Genomic DNA, 14773 nt, shown 5'->3' on the forward strand with positions numbered 1-14773 from the left:
TCGTAGGAAACGCCGGGCCCGGCCGCCTGGATCTGCAAAGTCGAGTTATGTAGACTTTGACGCATGCCGAGGATTCCCCACACCTCGCCGCAGACGCTGCGGCTGTTCGAGGCGCTGTTGACCGACCCGACCCGGTGGCGCTACGGCTACGACCTCAGCCGCGAGACCGGGCTGGCGTCGGGCACGCTGTACCCGATTCTGATGCGGCTCGCCGATCAGAAGCTGCTCGACACCGGCTGGGAGCCGTCGGACGAGCCGGGTCGCCCGCCGCGGCACACCTACCGGCTGACGGCCGACGGTGTGGCGCTCGCGGGGGAGCGGCTGGCCCGCCGGGCGGCGGCCGAGGGGTCCGCGCGGCTCCGGCCGGGCCGGGCCACACCCGCGCCGGGCGCCGCGAGCCTGATCGGGGTGACGCCGTGAGCACCCCGCGCCGCGAGCCCGATCGAGGTGACGCCGTGAGCACCCCGCGCCGCGAACCCGATCGGGATGACGCCGTGAGCGCCCCGCAAGCCGGCCCGCCGATGCTGGAGCCGGCCGGGCCGTCCTCGACAGCGCGTCCCCGCGAGCGCGATCCCGTCCGCGCGGCCGCGCGTTTCGTTCTCACCGTCGCGGTCCGGGGCCGCCGCACGCGGGGCGGGCCGTGGGGCGAGGCGGTGCTCGCCGAGTTCGGTGAGACCCGGGGCCGGTGGCAGGCAATCCGGTGGGCGGCCGGTGGCCTGCGGACCGCGTGGCGCGAGCGCCGGCAGCGCGTCCGGGAGCTGCCCCGGGCCATCCGGATCGGCCGGCGCGTCGCGATCGCCACGGTGCTGGTCCTCGTGGCCGGCGTTGCCGTCAGCCGGTTCGCGCTGACCCCGTACTACACGGCCGACGCCGCGATGGAGCCGACGTTCGCCGTCGCCGACCGGTGGGTCCTCGACCGGGTCAGCCTCCGGGTCGCGGGCATCCACCACGGCGACGTGGTGGCGTACCGGAAGCGGTACGCACAGATCGAGCGGATCCGGCGGGTCATCGGCCTGCCCGGCGACACCGTGGAATGCCGCGACGGACGCGTCCACCGGAACGGCACCGTCCTCGACGAGCCGTACCTGGCCGACGGAGCGCGCACCGACTGCGAACCGACCACCGTGCCCGCCGGCTCCCTCTACGTGCTCGGCGACAACCGCTCGATCTCCACCGACTCGCGACACGAGGGCACGGTCGCGATGGCGTCGGTCGTCGGGCGGGTCGTCGACCTCTGGTGACGGCTACGGCAGGTAGAACGTGAGCAGGTCGGCGTCGACCGGCGGGAACATGGCCCGCATCAGGTCGGCGTTCGGCCCCGGGTACACGTCGGCGTGCCGGGCGGTGAGGCCGGCGATACCGTGCGGTCCGAACAGCAACGGCGCGATCAGGTCCGGCGCCACGCCCGCGCCGCCCAGGGAGGCGGGACCCTGCATCGGCCCGCCCGGCAGCACCTCGGTCACCGCGCCGCCCGTCCGGCGCAGCCGCACGTGGTGACGGAAGAACGACACGACGACGTCGTCCTCGCCGCCGTCGTGCGCCAGCCGGGCCGTCAGCACCGGGCGGAGGTGGGGCAGCAGCGCCACCACGTCGGGCACCCGCACGTAGTAGTCCGAGGCGTCCTCCTGCGGCGGCGCGAGGTACCGGTCCAGGTGGCCACCCCGGTCCTTCGCCTCGATCTGCTTGCCACCGGCGAGCCCGGCCGCGTGGGCGAGCAGCGCCGCGACGGCCTCCGCGTCGACCCCGGCGACCTCACCGAGCACCACGTCCTCGTCGGGCGGTGTCACCCGACAGGTGCCGACCGGCTGCCCGGCCCGCTCCACCACCAGCTGGCTGCTGCCGGCGCGGGCCACCAGCGCCCGCCAGCACACCGGCGAATGCGGCATGCTCAGCGCGAACCGTTGCTGTGCCGCGTCCTGCAGGCGGGCCATCGCCGGAATGTCGGCCGGCCCGGCGGCACGCACGATGTGGCCGGCCGGCATCGCCGGCACGGTGTGCACCGTGCGGCTCGGCGGGATCGGGATCGCGTACTGGTAACCGAACTGCCGGTAGAAGTACGGGATCCCGATCATCACCTGCACCAGGTGACCCCGGCGGGCCGAGCGCTCGTGGGCCCAGCCCATGAGCGCCCGCACCAGGCCACGACCCTCGTAGGCGCGGTCGGTCGCGACCAGCTCGACCTGGCCGGCGGGGACGGGCAGCCCGCCGAGGACCACCGTCTCGTCGAGCAGCGTCGCGGTGGACACCACCCGGTCGCCGTCGACCACGACCGCGCAGGCCTCGAACCCGCCGTCGGGGTCCTCGACGACGAGACGGTGATCCTCCGCGTCGTTCGGATCGCCCCGGTCGGCGAGCAGTGCCCCGATCCGGTCGAGATCGGCGGGTCGGGCTTCACGCAGGAGCAGTCCACCAGGCAGGTCCATCCCCCGATCCTGTTGGCCCGCGGCGGCGACGGCCACCGGATTTCGCCTCACGGCGAGGGCGGGTCGGGGGCGCGGGGTGGGAAGAAGGCGAGGCTGTCGATCACGGGACCGGTGAGCTGTCGGTACCGGTCGGCGGTGTCCGGGCCCGGCACGTAGGTGACGTCGACGATGATGGTGGCGGTGCCGGCGGTGAGCAGGTAGAGGGTCTTCGTACCGCCGGGTGGCAGCGAAGGCGCGCAGTCGTCGCCGGCGTCCGGCTTCCGGGTGACCGTGAGAGCGTGGCCGGCAAGGCCGCCGACGTGTACGGCTGTGGCGGTGACCCCGGGGTCGTGCAGACAACGGTTGACCGTGTCGGTGCCGGCGATGTCGCGGTAGACGGCGATGAAGGATCCGCCGGTGCTCACCGGTCGACGATCGTGCACGCGGGTGAGGCGGAAGCTGCTGTCGCGGTCGTCGGTGTTCGTCCAACCGTCGGTGACGCTGTAGACGATCGCCGGTCGGAAGCTGTCGGTCCGGTAGGTGCCGGCGGCCAGAAGTCCTTGGCACGTACCGCTTCCGGTCGGGCAGGCGGAGTGGGGGAGAGCGGAGTCGGCGGGTGCCGTCCGGGTACAACACGGTCCGCACCCACCTCGAACACCTCTTCGAGCGGCTCCAGGTCACCAGCCGAACCGCCGCCCTCGCCCGCGTCTTCCCCGAACGCGCGCTGACCTCCGAGTGAGGTGGCGGTCCCCGCCGAGGCCTTCTGGACCGACCCCTCCCGCCCAAGTCGACGGCGGTGGCGTCGAGTCGTTCTGATGCCCACAACAACGTAGCGGTGCGACGTTTTTGCTGTTTCGGCGGCTCAGAACAGCAAAAGCGTCGCACCGCTAACGATCATGAAGCGATCGGAGCAATCAGGTCGCGCCGGTTGTGGGTTTCTTTCGAGGCTCCAGAAAGAAGATCCGGAGGCGGTGTCGGATCGGGGCGGTCCTGTTCGTAGCAGGGGTGAGGCCGCCCACGAGGGGTGGCCGAACAACGGGATGACGTTTGTCATCTCCGACTGACCACATCGGCATCTGCCGGTCGTCCGGTCCGGACGCCGACAGTGGTCAGGCCCTGTGCGGAGAACGAAAGGACGTTCCTCATGACCACCCTGACCGAGCCGGTCACCGTCACGACCCGCAGTTCCGGTCGCCTGATGTGGGCGATCCTGGTGCTGGTGCTGGTTGCCGACGCTCTCGACGTCATCGATTCGACGGTCACGAACATCGCCGCCCCGACCATCGCCCGCGATCTCAACGGCGGTGAGAGTCTGATCAAGTGGCTGGGACCGGCGTACATGCTCGCCATGGGTGTCCTGCTCGTGGTCGGCGGACGGCTGGGTGACAAGTTCGGCCAGCGCAGGCTCTTCCTGATCGGCATGGGCGGGTTCACCCTGGCCTCGGCGGTCGCCGGGTTCTCACCCGACCCGACCCTGCTCATCGTCGCCCGGGTCGCCCAGGGAGCGTTCGGGGCGCTCCTCCTCCCGCAAGGTATGGCGATCATGACGAAGGTGTTCGACCGCGACATGCTCGGCAAGGCGTTCGGGTTGTTCGGACCGGTTCTCGGTCTCTCCAGTGTCGGCGGCCCGGTCGTGGCCGGGTTCATCATCAGCGCCGACCTGTTCGGCCTGTCCTGGCGCCCGATCTTCCTCGTGAACATCGTCCTCGGCGTCGTCGGGCTGGTCATGGCCGTCAGGATCCTGCCGCGTGACGACGACGGCGACCGGTCCGTCGTCGTCGACGGTTGGGGCTCCGGCCTGCTCGCGGTCACCATGATGGGGCTGCTGTACGGGCTGATCGAGGGCTCGACCAACGGCTGGAGTGCGGTCCCCGTCACCTCGATCCTTGTCGGTGTCCTGTTCTTCGCCGCCTTCGCCTACCGCCAGCGCACCGCGGCCCACCCGCTCATCACGCCCTCGCTCATGAAGAACCGGGGTTTCACGTCCGGACTGCTCGTGTGCCTGGTCGCCGTCGCCGCCGGCTCCGGCCTGCTCTTCGTGCTGTCGCTGTTCATGCAGGAGGGGCTGAACGCCAGCCCGAGGGGCGCCTCGCTCGGTCTGGTGCCGCTCACCCTGGGGCTCTTCGCCGCCGGGTTCGCCGCGATGGGCGGCCTGGTCGCCAGGTTCGGTCGCCGGCTCGTCTTCATCGGCCTCACCGTCGACCTCGTCGGTTGCGGGTGGGTCCTGGCCCTCGTCGTCCACTCCGGGACGAACATCGGCCTGTGGACGCTGGCCCCGGCGTTGTCGGTCATGGGCGTCGGCATCGGCCTCAGCTTCGCCGCGATCCCCACCGTTGCCCTCGGCGACGCGAAACCCGACGAAGCCGGCAGCGCCAGCGGCTCGTTCAGCTCGATCCAGCAGCTCTCGTCGGCGATCGGCTCTGCCGTCGTCACCTCGATCTTCTTCCAGGCCGCGACCTCCGGAGTCGGCCACGCCATGAAGGTCAGTCTTGTCGTCGTTCTGGTGGTCACGGCCCTGAGCATCCCGGTCGTGGCCCTGATGCCCCGCACGGCACCGTCGGAACCCCACTGAGCAACCGGCCGATCGTGACGTGGTGGCGCGCCGTCGGCGTGCCACCCGTTGCCGGATTTCGGGCTTCCGTCCGCAGTACGATCGGCCATCGTGGACGTCGGGGGTGACGAGATGACCTGGGTCGGACCGAGCAACGCTGATGAGGTTACGGTCCCGGATGTGGTGGGACTGACCGTCGGGGACGCCCGGCGGGTGGCGTGGGATGCCGGCGTCGTCGTCGCCGCCGAGGACCCGGACGGCCCGCCGCTGGGCGCCCTGACCTGGCCCGGCGTCTGGATCGTCACCGCTCAACGCCCCGCGCCCGGATCTGTCCTGCACCGCAGTGGATCCGTCGTGGTCAAGTTTCGGGAGGGGGCCGGTGGCCACGCGGCCGGGGATCGGGAACCACGCCGGCCCGTGCCGCCACGGGATGTGCTCGGCGCGGAGCGGGACCCGGAAAGCGGGCAACCCGGGTTTCGGGCACAGCAGAGTCCCAGCTGAGTGACAGCGTGGGCGCAGACAGTGGCGATACCGTGAGGGCTCGTGCCGATCTCCAGCCTGCCCAACCCGCAACCACCGCATCCGTACGGACCGTTCGCCGCCGTCGAGGACGTGCACGATTCCGACTTCCTGATGCGGGTGCTCACCGAGTCGGCCGTGGCCGCGGCCGCGTCCGCTCACGACGCCGGCGTCGACCCGGCGGCTCTTCCGGTGACGTGTATCACTGATCGGCTCCGTGTCGCCTGGGAGTGTGCGCCCGCCGGTGGACGCCGCGACGCTCTGCTCTCCTGCGCCGAGCGGGCCGCCCGGGTCGGGGTCAACGTCGGCGTGGGGACGTTCGCCGGCGATACGGATCGGCTGCCGCCGGTCGAGGCGATCGCGTACCTGATCCAGGGCGTGCTGCTGGCGTACGTCCGCGAGGACCTGGCCACGGCGTCCACCGCCGACGGTCCGAACCTGCTTCCCGCTGCGCCGTGGTGCCCGCCTGTCAACGCATCCGGCCGGTTCGCCTCCGCCACGGTCGACGACTTCGACCAGCCCGAGGACGCCAAGATGCTGGTCTGCGTGCGGCTGCTCGCCGCGTCGCGCTGACGTGGCACCGCAAGGTGGTGAGGATGGGGCATGAGTTCAGACCCTGGGGCTGGCCCGGATCACCGCTACCTGCTCGACAACGCCCGGGTGGAGGCGGGCGAGCGGTTCGCGTGGCTGGCCGAGTTGTTAGACGGTGTCACCCGGGGGCACGTCGACCGGCTCGGGGTGCGGGCGGGCTGGCGTTGCTGGGACGTCGGCGCCGGAGGCCCCGGCGTTCCCGAGGCACTCGTCGCGGCCGTCGGGCCGACCGGTTACGTTCTGGCCACGGACATCAATACGGCCTGGTTGGACCCGCGCGGCGGGTACGAGGTGCTGCGGCACGACATCGTCGGGGACCCGCCGCCGCAGCGGGGCACGTTCGATCTGGTGCACGCCCGGCTCGTGCTCGTTCACGTGCCCGACCGGGCCCGGGCGTTGGCGACGATGGTGGCGGCGCTGCGGCCCGGTGGCTGGCTGTTGGTAGAGGACGCCGACACCGAGCTGCAGCCGCTCGCCTGTCTCGACGAGGTCGGCCCGGCAGAGCAGCGCGCCAACCGGCTGCGGCGCGCCGTCCGCGAGTTGATGACCCGCCGCGGCGCCGACCTGCGCTACGGCCGCACGTTGCCGCGGGCGTTGCGGGCGGCCGGCCTGGTCGATGTCGCGGCGGCCGGCTGCTTCCCGGTCGGCGGGGTCGCCTGCGACCGGTTGGAGACCGCGACCGTGCGCATGGTCCGCGCCGAGTTGCTCGCCGCCGGGCTGACCGACGACGCCGAGATCGACGCGCACCTGGCCGCCGTCGATGCCGGCGAGCTCGATCTCACCCTCGCGCCGCTGATCTCGGCATGGGGACGCCGCCCGGGCTGACCCGGCGGGGCGCCACGGTGGCGGCCGGCGCACCGTAGGGTGTCGCGATGACGTCCGTCAATTCAGCTGAGCCCGGCTTTGTCGTCCGTACCGGCGAGCGTGTGATCGCTGCCGACAGCCACGGTGACCCCGACGGCAGGGTGGTCGTCGGTCTGCACGGCACGCCCGGTAGCCGTCGTTCGGCGTTGCCGGCGACCGACCTGCTCCGGCAGTTGGGGTTGCGGTACCTGACGTACGACCGGCCGGGCTACGGGCGTTCGAGCCGGGCACCGGGGCGTACGGTCTTCGACGCGGTGGCCGACATCGGTGTGCTCCTGGATCACCTGGGCGCCGACCGCTGCGTCGTCGTCGGCGGTTCGGGTGGGGCGCCGCACGCGCTGGCCTGCGCGGCGGGTATGCCGGACCGGGTGGTCGGTGTCACGGTGGTGGTGCCGCCGGCACCCATCGACCTGATCGGGTCCGATGCGTACTTCGCGGGGATGGACGCCGGCACCGCGCAGCTGTTCCGGCTCGCGTACACGGGTGGGGCGGAGGCGGTGGAGCCGGCGCTCGTCCAGGCGCTGGCCGGTGCGGGGCTGCCCGCCGGCGACGAGTCGTTGCGTCAGGGCGTCGTCGGCATGGTCGACGATCTGGTCGCTCTGCATCGTCCGTGGGCCTTCGACCTGGGCGAGGTGCGCGCGCCGGTCGACATCTGGTTCGGTGTGGACGACGAGAACGCACCGGCGGCACACGCCCGATGGCTCGCCGCCGCGCTGCCCGAGGCGACCCTTCACCCGCAACAGGGCGACCACTCCTGGCCGGCGACGAAGATGGCCGAAATCTTCACCGCCGCCGCCCGGCACGCCGACGACCGGTAGGACCGGATCGGGACAGCGGCCAGCGACGTGAATGGATAGGATCCGGCCACTCAGGGGGACGGGGTTTCCATGGCGGGCGAATCGATCATCGAGTCGACGCACCGGCCCGGGCTCGGCGGCCGGCGTGTGGCGCTGGCGGTGATGGTGGTTCTGGTGTGCGCCGCCGCGGTGGGTGTCGTCGTGTGGCGGTCCCGAAGCGCGACCCCGCCCGGTGCGTCGGCGGCGCCGCGTCCGCGGGCCTCGGAGTTGTACGCGGCCGACGGTACGACGCTGATCGCGCGGTTCGACACCGACGATCCCCGCGGGAGCTGTCTGCGGGTGCCGGTCAACGACTGGGGCTACTTCTGCGACTACGTGGTCACGTGGTGGCGGTCGCAGGCCGCCTTCGGGGCAGACGAGGCGCAGCGGCTGGACCGCCTGCGGCACGGTGGGTACCGCATCGGTGGTTCGCTCGACCCGCGTCTGCAGGCCGGCGCGAAGCAGCGGGTCGACGCGCTGCTGCCGGTCACCGATCCGAAGGTGTTCTCGCTGGCCACGGTCGAGCCCGGCACCGGTCTGGTCAGGACGATGGCCGTGAACCGCAACTTCCGCCGCCCGCCGCCACCGCCCTCGGCCTCGGCTTCGGCGGGTCCGGGCCAGCCGGTGTGGCGGTCCACGGGGCCGGATCTGGTGGATCCGCTCGTGTCCGGTGACGCCGACACCCCCGGCGAGGCGGCGGGCGCGCCGTTCATGATGTTCACGGTGGCCGCGGCGTTGGACAGCGGCCTGACGCTGGACCACGCGATCGACACCGAGCGGGTGTACGTGTCGAAGTACCGGATCGAGCCGCAGAGCCCGGTGGCCTGCGGCGGCGGGTACTGGTGTCCGGCCAACACCGGCGACCCGGCGTACCGGTCGGGCCGGCGCACCATGTGGGACGCGTTCGGCCACGCGGTCGTGACGTACTTCGTGGCGGTGCAGGAGCGGATGGGCGCCGACAAGGTGATCGCGATGGCCCAGCGGCTGGGTATCACCTTCCGCGGCGAGCTCGACCAGCAGCTGAGCAAGCCCCCGAACGGCGCGTCGTGGGGTGCGTTCACCCTCGGCGTCTCGTCGACGACCGCCCTTGATCTGGCCACCGCCTACGCGACCCTGGCCGCCGACGGCGTCCGCTGCGACCCGCTGCCCGTCGCCGGTGTCGCCGACGCCGGGGGGAAGCCGGTTCCCGGTGTCGGGCCGCGCTGCGAGTCGGTGCTCCGCCCCGAGGTGGCCCGGGCCGCGATCGACGCCGGCCGCTGCCCGCTGGGCGACCGGTCCGTGTTCGGTGACCGGTGCGGTGCGGGCAGCGTCCCGGCCGGAGGCGTGCGCGGGACAGTGGGCCGCCCGGTGTCCGGCCAGACCGGCCTGACCGAGAACCGCCGCACGCTCTCCGTGGTGGTCGCCGGGCCGCAGCTGGTCACCGCGGCCATGGTCGCGACCGCGCCGGGCGTGGGTGGCGGCCGGGTACAGATCGCCGCCGGTGTGCCGGAGGGCGCCATCACCGCGGCCGCCGAGGTCGAACACGACGGCCTGGCACCCCTGCCGGCCCGCGACTTCACCGCCCCGCCACGGGAACTCGCCGTCGCCGGTCCGTAAGGTCGTGGAGTGAACGTCTACGACATCGCCGACCGGCTGCCCCCGATCGACGTGCTGCGCGACCGGTGCCGGGCACTGGCCGTGCTGGAGCGGATTCAGGACTCCGGCTATCCGTACTACGCCTACGTCGCATGGGGCGACGACGAGGCGGCGCTGATGAGCAACGGCAGCGGCGACGAGTACTCCATCGTGTTCACCGACGCGGGCGTGTTCATTCGCGTGTTCGACCACGAGTCCGGCATGACGCCGTACGCCGACGACGACCACGCGCTGTGGCCCGGCCTGCTCGACGGACTCCCGCCGGAGTTCCGCGCACACGTCACCGAGCCCGCGTTCTGCGACGAGGGCAGTCTGAACGCCACCGCCGTGCTGTGGCGGCGCACCGGCGACGACGGCTGGCACGCCGGTGCCGGCATCACGTTCCCGCCGTCACGGGGGCCCTACGACACCAGCCCCGACGGCGCCGACCGGCTCGCCATCCTGGGCGACGACATCGTCGACCGCTACGTCGACTTCGCCCGGGACTACTACGAGATCGAGGTCGACCGGGCGGCCGTGGCGCACGTCGTGGCCATGCGGCCGCTCACCGACGCCGTGGTGCGGGCGCTCAACCCCGACCGCGACCTACGCGGGTACGAGCAGGCCGGTGAGGTACATGACGGCCACGCCACCGGCGAGCCCGGCGACGACCGCGGGCCGGAGTAGCCGATCGTCCCGGCTTCGGAGTGTGCGTGCGATCTGAACGATCACCTGGACGATCGCGCCGACCCCGATCCCGAGCAGAACCGCCGACAGGGCGGCGTTGTCGATGACGACACCGATCACCGCGCCGGGAATCACGGGAGCCCCGGCGATGGCGCCGAGGAGGATCAGCGAACCGATCGGCGGGCGCTGGCTGGCCAGGGGAGCGACGATGGCCAGTCCCTCCGTGGTGTTGTGCACGGCGAAGCCGACCACGAGCGCGGCTCCGACGGCGAGTTCGCCGATCGCGTAGGCCGATCCGATCGCGAGACCTTCACCGGCGTTGTGCAGACCGATGCCGACGGCGACCATCAACGCCAGCTGGGACCCGTCGGTGGTGGTTTCCCGACCCCGCCGGCGCCGGTCCAGCATGCGATCGATCGCGGTGAGGGCGAGGAACGCCAGGCCCGCTCCGAGTACCACCAGCCGGGGCCCGCCGAACGCCTCGCCCGCCAACCCGCCCAGCGCGAGACCCTCGAACGCCGCGTCGACGGCGAGGAATCCGAGCAGACCGACCGTCACGGCCAGGAGCACGGTGACGACTCCGCGGCCGGCCCGCCGGAGCGCCGGCAGCACGAGCATGCCCAGCGCCACGGGAATCACACCGACACAGATTCCGAGGACGGTCATGACCCGGATGAGATCGGCGCCCGGCTCCGGCGTGATCGTGGCCGCCGGCACGGTGTGTTCGATGACCAGCCCGGTCGAGGTGAGGATCGAGATGGTGTAGGGCTGCCCGGACATCCACGGGTAGGAGAGGGTCAGTTTTGCCGATCGGAGCCGGGCGATCGGCTCCACGCCTCCGCTGAAGTCGACGTACGTGTCGTTGACGCCGACCTGCGCGACGCGCACGGGATCCGGCCCGGTGTTGCGGATCGTCAGCTCGATCGAGCCCGGCGCGAACGTCGTCCGCTCGACGGAGAGTGCCTCGATCGGGGGTCCGGCCCGGTGGGGGAGCAGGCCGCCGTCGGCGGTCAGGATCGCCGGCACGACCACGATCAGGGCGAGCACGACCAGCACCAGTCCCCACATCCGGACGCGGTGGGTACCCGAGGTTGCATCGACGGCGGTCATGCCGCGTCCTCGACGTCGAACAGGCCCATCCAGCCGAGATCGGCGAACTCGGTCTTGTGGGCGTGGAACATGTACTTTCCCGGGTGGGGGAACCGCACCTCGCAGATCCCGCGCTGCCCCTGACCCTGAACGACGGTGTCGGTGAACTCCGCCGGTTCGAGCCGGGTGCCGGTCGGGTAGTAGTCGAAGAAGTTGCCGTGCAGGTGGAAGCTGTTGATCGGGTCGTATTCGAGGGTGTTGACCAGATAGATCCGCACGAGTTGCCCGCGCCTGACCCGGATCGGGGCGTCGACGTAGGCGAACGGTATGCCGTTGACGGCGTACAGCTGATTGCCCTGCCCGTCGAACGTGGTGTTGTATCCGTGCTGCACGAGCACCAACTCGTCGGCGGGCGGGCGCCCGGCCTTCGGGTCGATGACGAACGTGCCGTACATGCCGCGGGCGATGTGCTCGGCCAGGGGGCCGACGTGGCAGTGGTAGAGATGGAGCCCGAAGGGTTCGGCGTCGAAGGTGTAGGTGAACTCCTCGCCGGGGGAGATGATCCCGCGCCCGATCATCGGCACGCCGTCCATCCCGGCCGGGTGGATGCCGTGGAAGTGCATGGTGTGCGGGTGTTCGGAGCGGTTGATGAACCGGACCCGCAGGAGGTCCCCCTCGGTGCACCGGAGCGTGGGTCCGGGAATCCGGCCGTTGAACGTCCACGCGGCGAACCGGAGGCCCGGTGCGATCTCGATCTCCCGGTCGACCGCGACGACCTCCCACTCGCGCACGGTGCGCCCGTCGGCGCCGATCGAGGTGTGGCCGTAGTCGAAGTCGCGGAGGGTCAGCCCCGGGTCGAAGCCGTTGGCCTCGTGGTCGACGCGCCCGCCCGTGCGGAACGTCGGTCCGTTCAGGCCCGTCATCGGACCGTGGGCGCCGGGACCGTGCGCGTCGTGGTCGTCGGCCGGAACCGCCCGCAGCGGCGCGACGGCCGGAACCGCCGCCCCTAACGGCGCGGCGGCGAGGACCGTGCCGCCGGCCGCCGCCAACACCCAACGCCGCGAACTCATGCCGGCACACCGAACACGAGGTCGGCGAGCTCCGGTCCCAGCGCGTGCCGCCGGCCCGCGACCGTCACCCACAGCGGGCCACCGTACGGATCCTGCCCGACCACGTCGAGCACGACCCCGGGACGTACGCCGAGCCGACCCAGGTGGCGCAACGCATCAGGGTTCCGGTCGCGGACCCGCTCGACGTGGAACGCTCCACCGCACGGCGCCTGCGACAGGGGCATCGCCCACTCCTCCACGTGCGGACCGTCCGGGGTGGGGATCGGATCCCCGTGCGGGTCGTGGGTCGGCCGGCCGAGGACCGCGTCGATGCGTTCGAGCACGCGGTCGCTGACGGCGTGCTCGAGCACCTCCGCCTCGTCGTGCACGTCCTCCCACGGAACGTCGAGGATCCGGACCAGAAACTCCTCGATCAGCCGGTGCCGCCGGACCACGGCGAGGGCGTGCCGTCTGCCGTGCGCCGTCAGCACGACCCGGTGCCCACCGCGACGGGCGATCAGGTGGTCGGCGTCGAGGCGTTTCAACATCGCCGACGCCGTGGGCGCCGCCACGCCGAGCCAACCGGCCAGCGAGGAGGTCGTCGCCTCCCCGGTTCTCGTGACCAACTCGAAGATCGCCTTCAGGTAGTCTTCGACGGTCTCGGTGTACACCGTCGAACAGCACGCGTGATGCCCACGTTCCCGCGATCCAGCCACCATGAGGCCACATTAGAGCGGTCTCCGCCGGTCGGTGAGAGTCGTCTCATCGTGAGACGGAAAAGCACCATCCACTGTGGACACAACGGTGGATCCGCGCCACAGGTGAGGGTCTGTGGCGCGGATCCACCGGGCGAGCTCCGCTGTTGGAAGACTCAGCCGACAGAAGGACCCAGGCCGAGCGACTGCGGGGTGCTGGAGTCGGGTGACGGCTGGTGCAGGCCCTCGTCCAGCGGTCCGAACTGGGTCATCAGGGCGGCGCTGCCACCCCAGGGCGTCTGCTCCTCGGCGATCAGCGTATTGGTCGTCAACAGCAGGCCGGCGACGGAGGCTCCGTTCTGCAGCGCGGTGCGGGCGACCCGCAGCGGGTCGATGATGCCCATCTCGACCATGTCGCCGAACCGCCCGTCCAGGGCGTCGAACCCGCCGTCGACGTCCATCGTCGCCATGCGTGCGACGACCTCCTGGCCGGAGTACCCGGCGTTCGCGGCGATCAGGAACGCCGGCTCGGTGAGTGCCCGGCGCACGATGTCCACCCCGATGGCGTAGTCGTCCTTCAGCTTCAGGTCGTCGAGGGCTGCGACGGCGTGCAGCAGAGCGGCACCGCCCCCGGCGACGATGCCTTCCGCCATCGCGGCCCGGGTGGCCGACAGGGCGTCCTCGACCCGGTGCTGCAACTCCTTGAGTTCGGCCGGCGTCGGCGCACCGACCCGGATGACCGCGACCTTGCCGGACAGCGCCCCGATCCGTTCGGTCAGCACGTCTTCGTCGACGCCGAACGTGGCCCGCTCCAGTTCCGCCCGCAGTTGGGTGATCCGGAACTCCACGTCGTCGGGGGAACCGTAGCCGCCGACGATGGCGGTGCGGTCGGCGGTGACGCGCACCTGCGCGGCCCGCCCGAGGTGCTCGATCGTCATCGTCTCCAGGGTGAACCCGGAGTGTCTACTGTAGACGGAGCCGCCGGTGATCGCGGCGATGTCCTCCAGCTTGTGCAGGCGCCGGTCGCCGAAGCCGGGAGCCCGGACCGCCACACACTGGAACACCCGGTTCAGGTGGTTGTGCACCAGCATGCTGAGCGCGGTGCCCTCGACGGTCTCGGCGATGACGACCAGCGGCCGCGGCGCCCGCATGACCCGGTCGAGCAGCGGCATCAACTGCTGGACCTTGGTGATCTTCTCGGCGCACAGCAGGATGTACGGGTCGTCGACGACGGCTTCGAGGCTGGCCGGGTTGGTCACCAGGTACGGCGAGACGTACCCGTTGTCGAACTCGAAACCCTCGATGAAGTCGACGTCCATGCCGTTGACCGGGGACTCCTCCACGGTGACGATGCCGCGGTCGCCGACCGTGTACAACGCCTTGGCGATGACCGCGCCGACGGTGTCGTCGTCGTTGGCCGAGATCGCCGCCACCCGCGCGTAGTCCGCCTCCGTGCTGACCGGGTGGGCCACCGCGTGCAGGTGCGTGACCAGGCGCGCGACGGCGAGGTCGACGCCGCGCTTGACCAGTACCGGATTGGCGCCGGCGCCGATCGCCGTCATGCCTTCGCGGATGATCGCCTGGGCCAGGACGGTCGCGGTGGTCGTGCCGTCGCCGACCACGTCGTTGGTCTTGATCGCCGCTTCCTTGACCAGTTGGGCGCCCATGTTCTCGAACTGGTTCTTGAGGTGGATCTCGCGGGCGATCGTGACGCCGTCGTTGGTGATGACCGGTGATCCGGTGATCTTCTCCAGGATGACGTTGCGCCCCTTCGGCCCGAGGGTCGACTTGACCGCGGCGGCGAGCTGGTCGACGCCGACGAGCAACAGGGTGCGCGCTTCCGCGTCGAAACGAAGTTCCTTGGCCATGGCGTGGA

At 71.5% G+C, this 14773-nt stretch carries 16 protein-coding genes; 10 read left to right on the forward strand and 6 right to left on the reverse strand.

Annotated elements, in window-relative coordinates; genetic code table 11:
* Positions 1 to 63 precede the first annotated feature (63 nt).
* Complete coding sequence (locus tag Vau01_RS43685; RefSeq protein ID WP_204006058.1) at positions 64 to 420, forward strand: PadR family transcriptional regulator; 357 nt, start codon at positions 64 to 66, stop codon at positions 418 to 420.
* A 35-nt stretch (positions 421 to 455) separates the two neighbouring features.
* A complete protein-coding gene (lepB, locus tag Vau01_RS43690) occupies positions 456 to 1241 on the forward strand; it encodes a signal peptidase I (RefSeq protein WP_204006059.1) in 786 nt (261 codons plus the stop codon).
* 3 nt (positions 1242 to 1244) lie between these two features.
* On the opposite strand, the gene Vau01_RS43695 is transcribed toward lepB, so the two are convergent.
* Together Vau01_RS43695 and Vau01_RS43700 are read right to left on the reverse strand one after the other, a co-directional pair.
* A complete protein-coding gene (locus Vau01_RS43695; protein WP_204006060.1) occupies positions 1245 to 2423 on the reverse strand; it encodes a GNAT family N-acetyltransferase in 1179 nt (392 codons plus the stop codon).
* A gap of 47 nt (positions 2424 to 2470) precedes the next feature.
* Complete coding sequence (locus Vau01_RS43700) at positions 2471 to 2827, reverse strand: hypothetical protein (RefSeq protein ID WP_204006061.1); 357 nt, start codon at positions 2825 to 2827, stop codon at positions 2471 to 2473.
* Positions 2828 to 3018: 191 nt separating this feature from the next.
* Between Vau01_RS43700 and Vau01_RS64820 the strand changes: the two genes are divergently transcribed.
* The 8 genes from Vau01_RS64820 (at position 3019) to Vau01_RS43735 (ending at position 10064) form a co-directional block, all read left to right on the forward strand.
* Positions 3019 to 3141, forward strand: a complete 123-nt coding sequence (locus Vau01_RS64820) for a hypothetical protein (protein ID WP_275424008.1) — start codon at positions 3019 to 3021, stop codon at positions 3139 to 3141.
* 405 nt (positions 3142 to 3546) lie between these two features.
* Positions 3547 to 4974: an MFS transporter gene (locus Vau01_RS43705; protein ID WP_239152319.1), complete on the forward strand. Its 1428-nt coding sequence runs from the start codon at positions 3547 to 3549 to the stop codon at positions 4972 to 4974.
* 111 nt (positions 4975 to 5085) lie between these two features.
* Positions 5086 to 5454, forward strand: a complete 369-nt coding sequence (locus Vau01_RS43710) for a PASTA domain-containing protein (protein WP_275424010.1) — start codon at positions 5086 to 5088, stop codon at positions 5452 to 5454.
* A 42-nt stretch (positions 5455 to 5496) separates the two neighbouring features.
* Positions 5497 to 6045, forward strand: a complete 549-nt coding sequence (locus Vau01_RS43715; RefSeq protein ID WP_204006063.1) for a hypothetical protein — start codon at positions 5497 to 5499, stop codon at positions 6043 to 6045.
* Between the two features lie 30 nt (positions 6046 to 6075).
* Positions 6076 to 6888 carry a methyltransferase domain-containing protein gene (locus Vau01_RS43720; RefSeq protein ID WP_239152321.1) on the forward strand — a complete coding sequence of 271 codons (813 nt, stop codon included), beginning with the start codon at positions 6076 to 6078 and terminating at the stop codon, positions 6886 to 6888.
* Between the two features lie 47 nt (positions 6889 to 6935).
* Entirely contained in the window at positions 6936 to 7745 is an 810-nt protein-coding gene (locus tag Vau01_RS43725) for an alpha/beta fold hydrolase (RefSeq protein WP_204006064.1), read from the forward strand.
* A 69-nt stretch (positions 7746 to 7814) separates the two neighbouring features.
* Positions 7815 to 9359 (forward strand): penicillin-binding transpeptidase domain-containing protein, encoded by a 1545-nt coding sequence (locus tag Vau01_RS43730; RefSeq protein ID WP_204006065.1) that lies wholly within the window; start codon positions 7815 to 7817, stop codon positions 9357 to 9359.
* Between the two features lie 9 nt (positions 9360 to 9368).
* On the forward strand, positions 9369 to 10064 hold the full coding sequence (locus tag Vau01_RS43735; protein WP_239152322.1) for a hypothetical protein: 696 nt from the start codon (positions 9369 to 9371) through the stop codon (positions 10062 to 10064).
* Here Vau01_RS43735 and Vau01_RS43740 read toward each other — a convergent pair.
* The 4 genes from Vau01_RS43740 to groL all read right to left on the reverse strand — a co-directional run bounded on the left by Vau01_RS43740 (position 9984) and on the right by groL (position 14765).
* Complete coding sequence (locus Vau01_RS43740) at positions 9984 to 11174, reverse strand: ZIP family metal transporter (protein ID WP_204006066.1); 1191 nt, start codon at positions 11172 to 11174, stop codon at positions 9984 to 9986. The two genes, Vau01_RS43735 and Vau01_RS43740, sit on opposite strands and share 81 nt — an antisense overlap.
* Positions 11171 to 12223: a multicopper oxidase domain-containing protein gene (locus Vau01_RS43745; protein ID WP_204006068.1), complete on the reverse strand. Its 1053-nt coding sequence runs from the start codon at positions 12221 to 12223 to the stop codon at positions 11171 to 11173. Before Vau01_RS43745 ends, Vau01_RS43740 begins: the two co-directional genes overlap by 4 nt.
* On the reverse strand, positions 12220 to 12873 hold the full coding sequence (locus Vau01_RS43750; protein WP_204006069.1) for a metal-dependent transcriptional regulator: 654 nt from the start codon (positions 12871 to 12873) through the stop codon (positions 12220 to 12222). The genes Vau01_RS43745 and Vau01_RS43750 overlap by 4 nt, the downstream gene beginning before the upstream one ends.
* Before the next feature lie 200 nt (positions 12874 to 13073).
* Complete coding sequence (gene groL / locus Vau01_RS43755; RefSeq protein WP_204006070.1) at positions 13074 to 14765, reverse strand: chaperonin GroEL; 1692 nt, start codon at positions 14763 to 14765, stop codon at positions 13074 to 13076.
* Positions 14766 to 14773 lie beyond the last annotated feature (8 nt).

The sequence above is a fragment of the Virgisporangium aurantiacum genome, assembly GCF_016863635.1.
In the GTDB taxonomy this organism is placed as follows: Bacteria; Actinomycetota; Actinomycetes; order Mycobacteriales; family Micromonosporaceae; genus Virgisporangium; species Virgisporangium aurantiacum.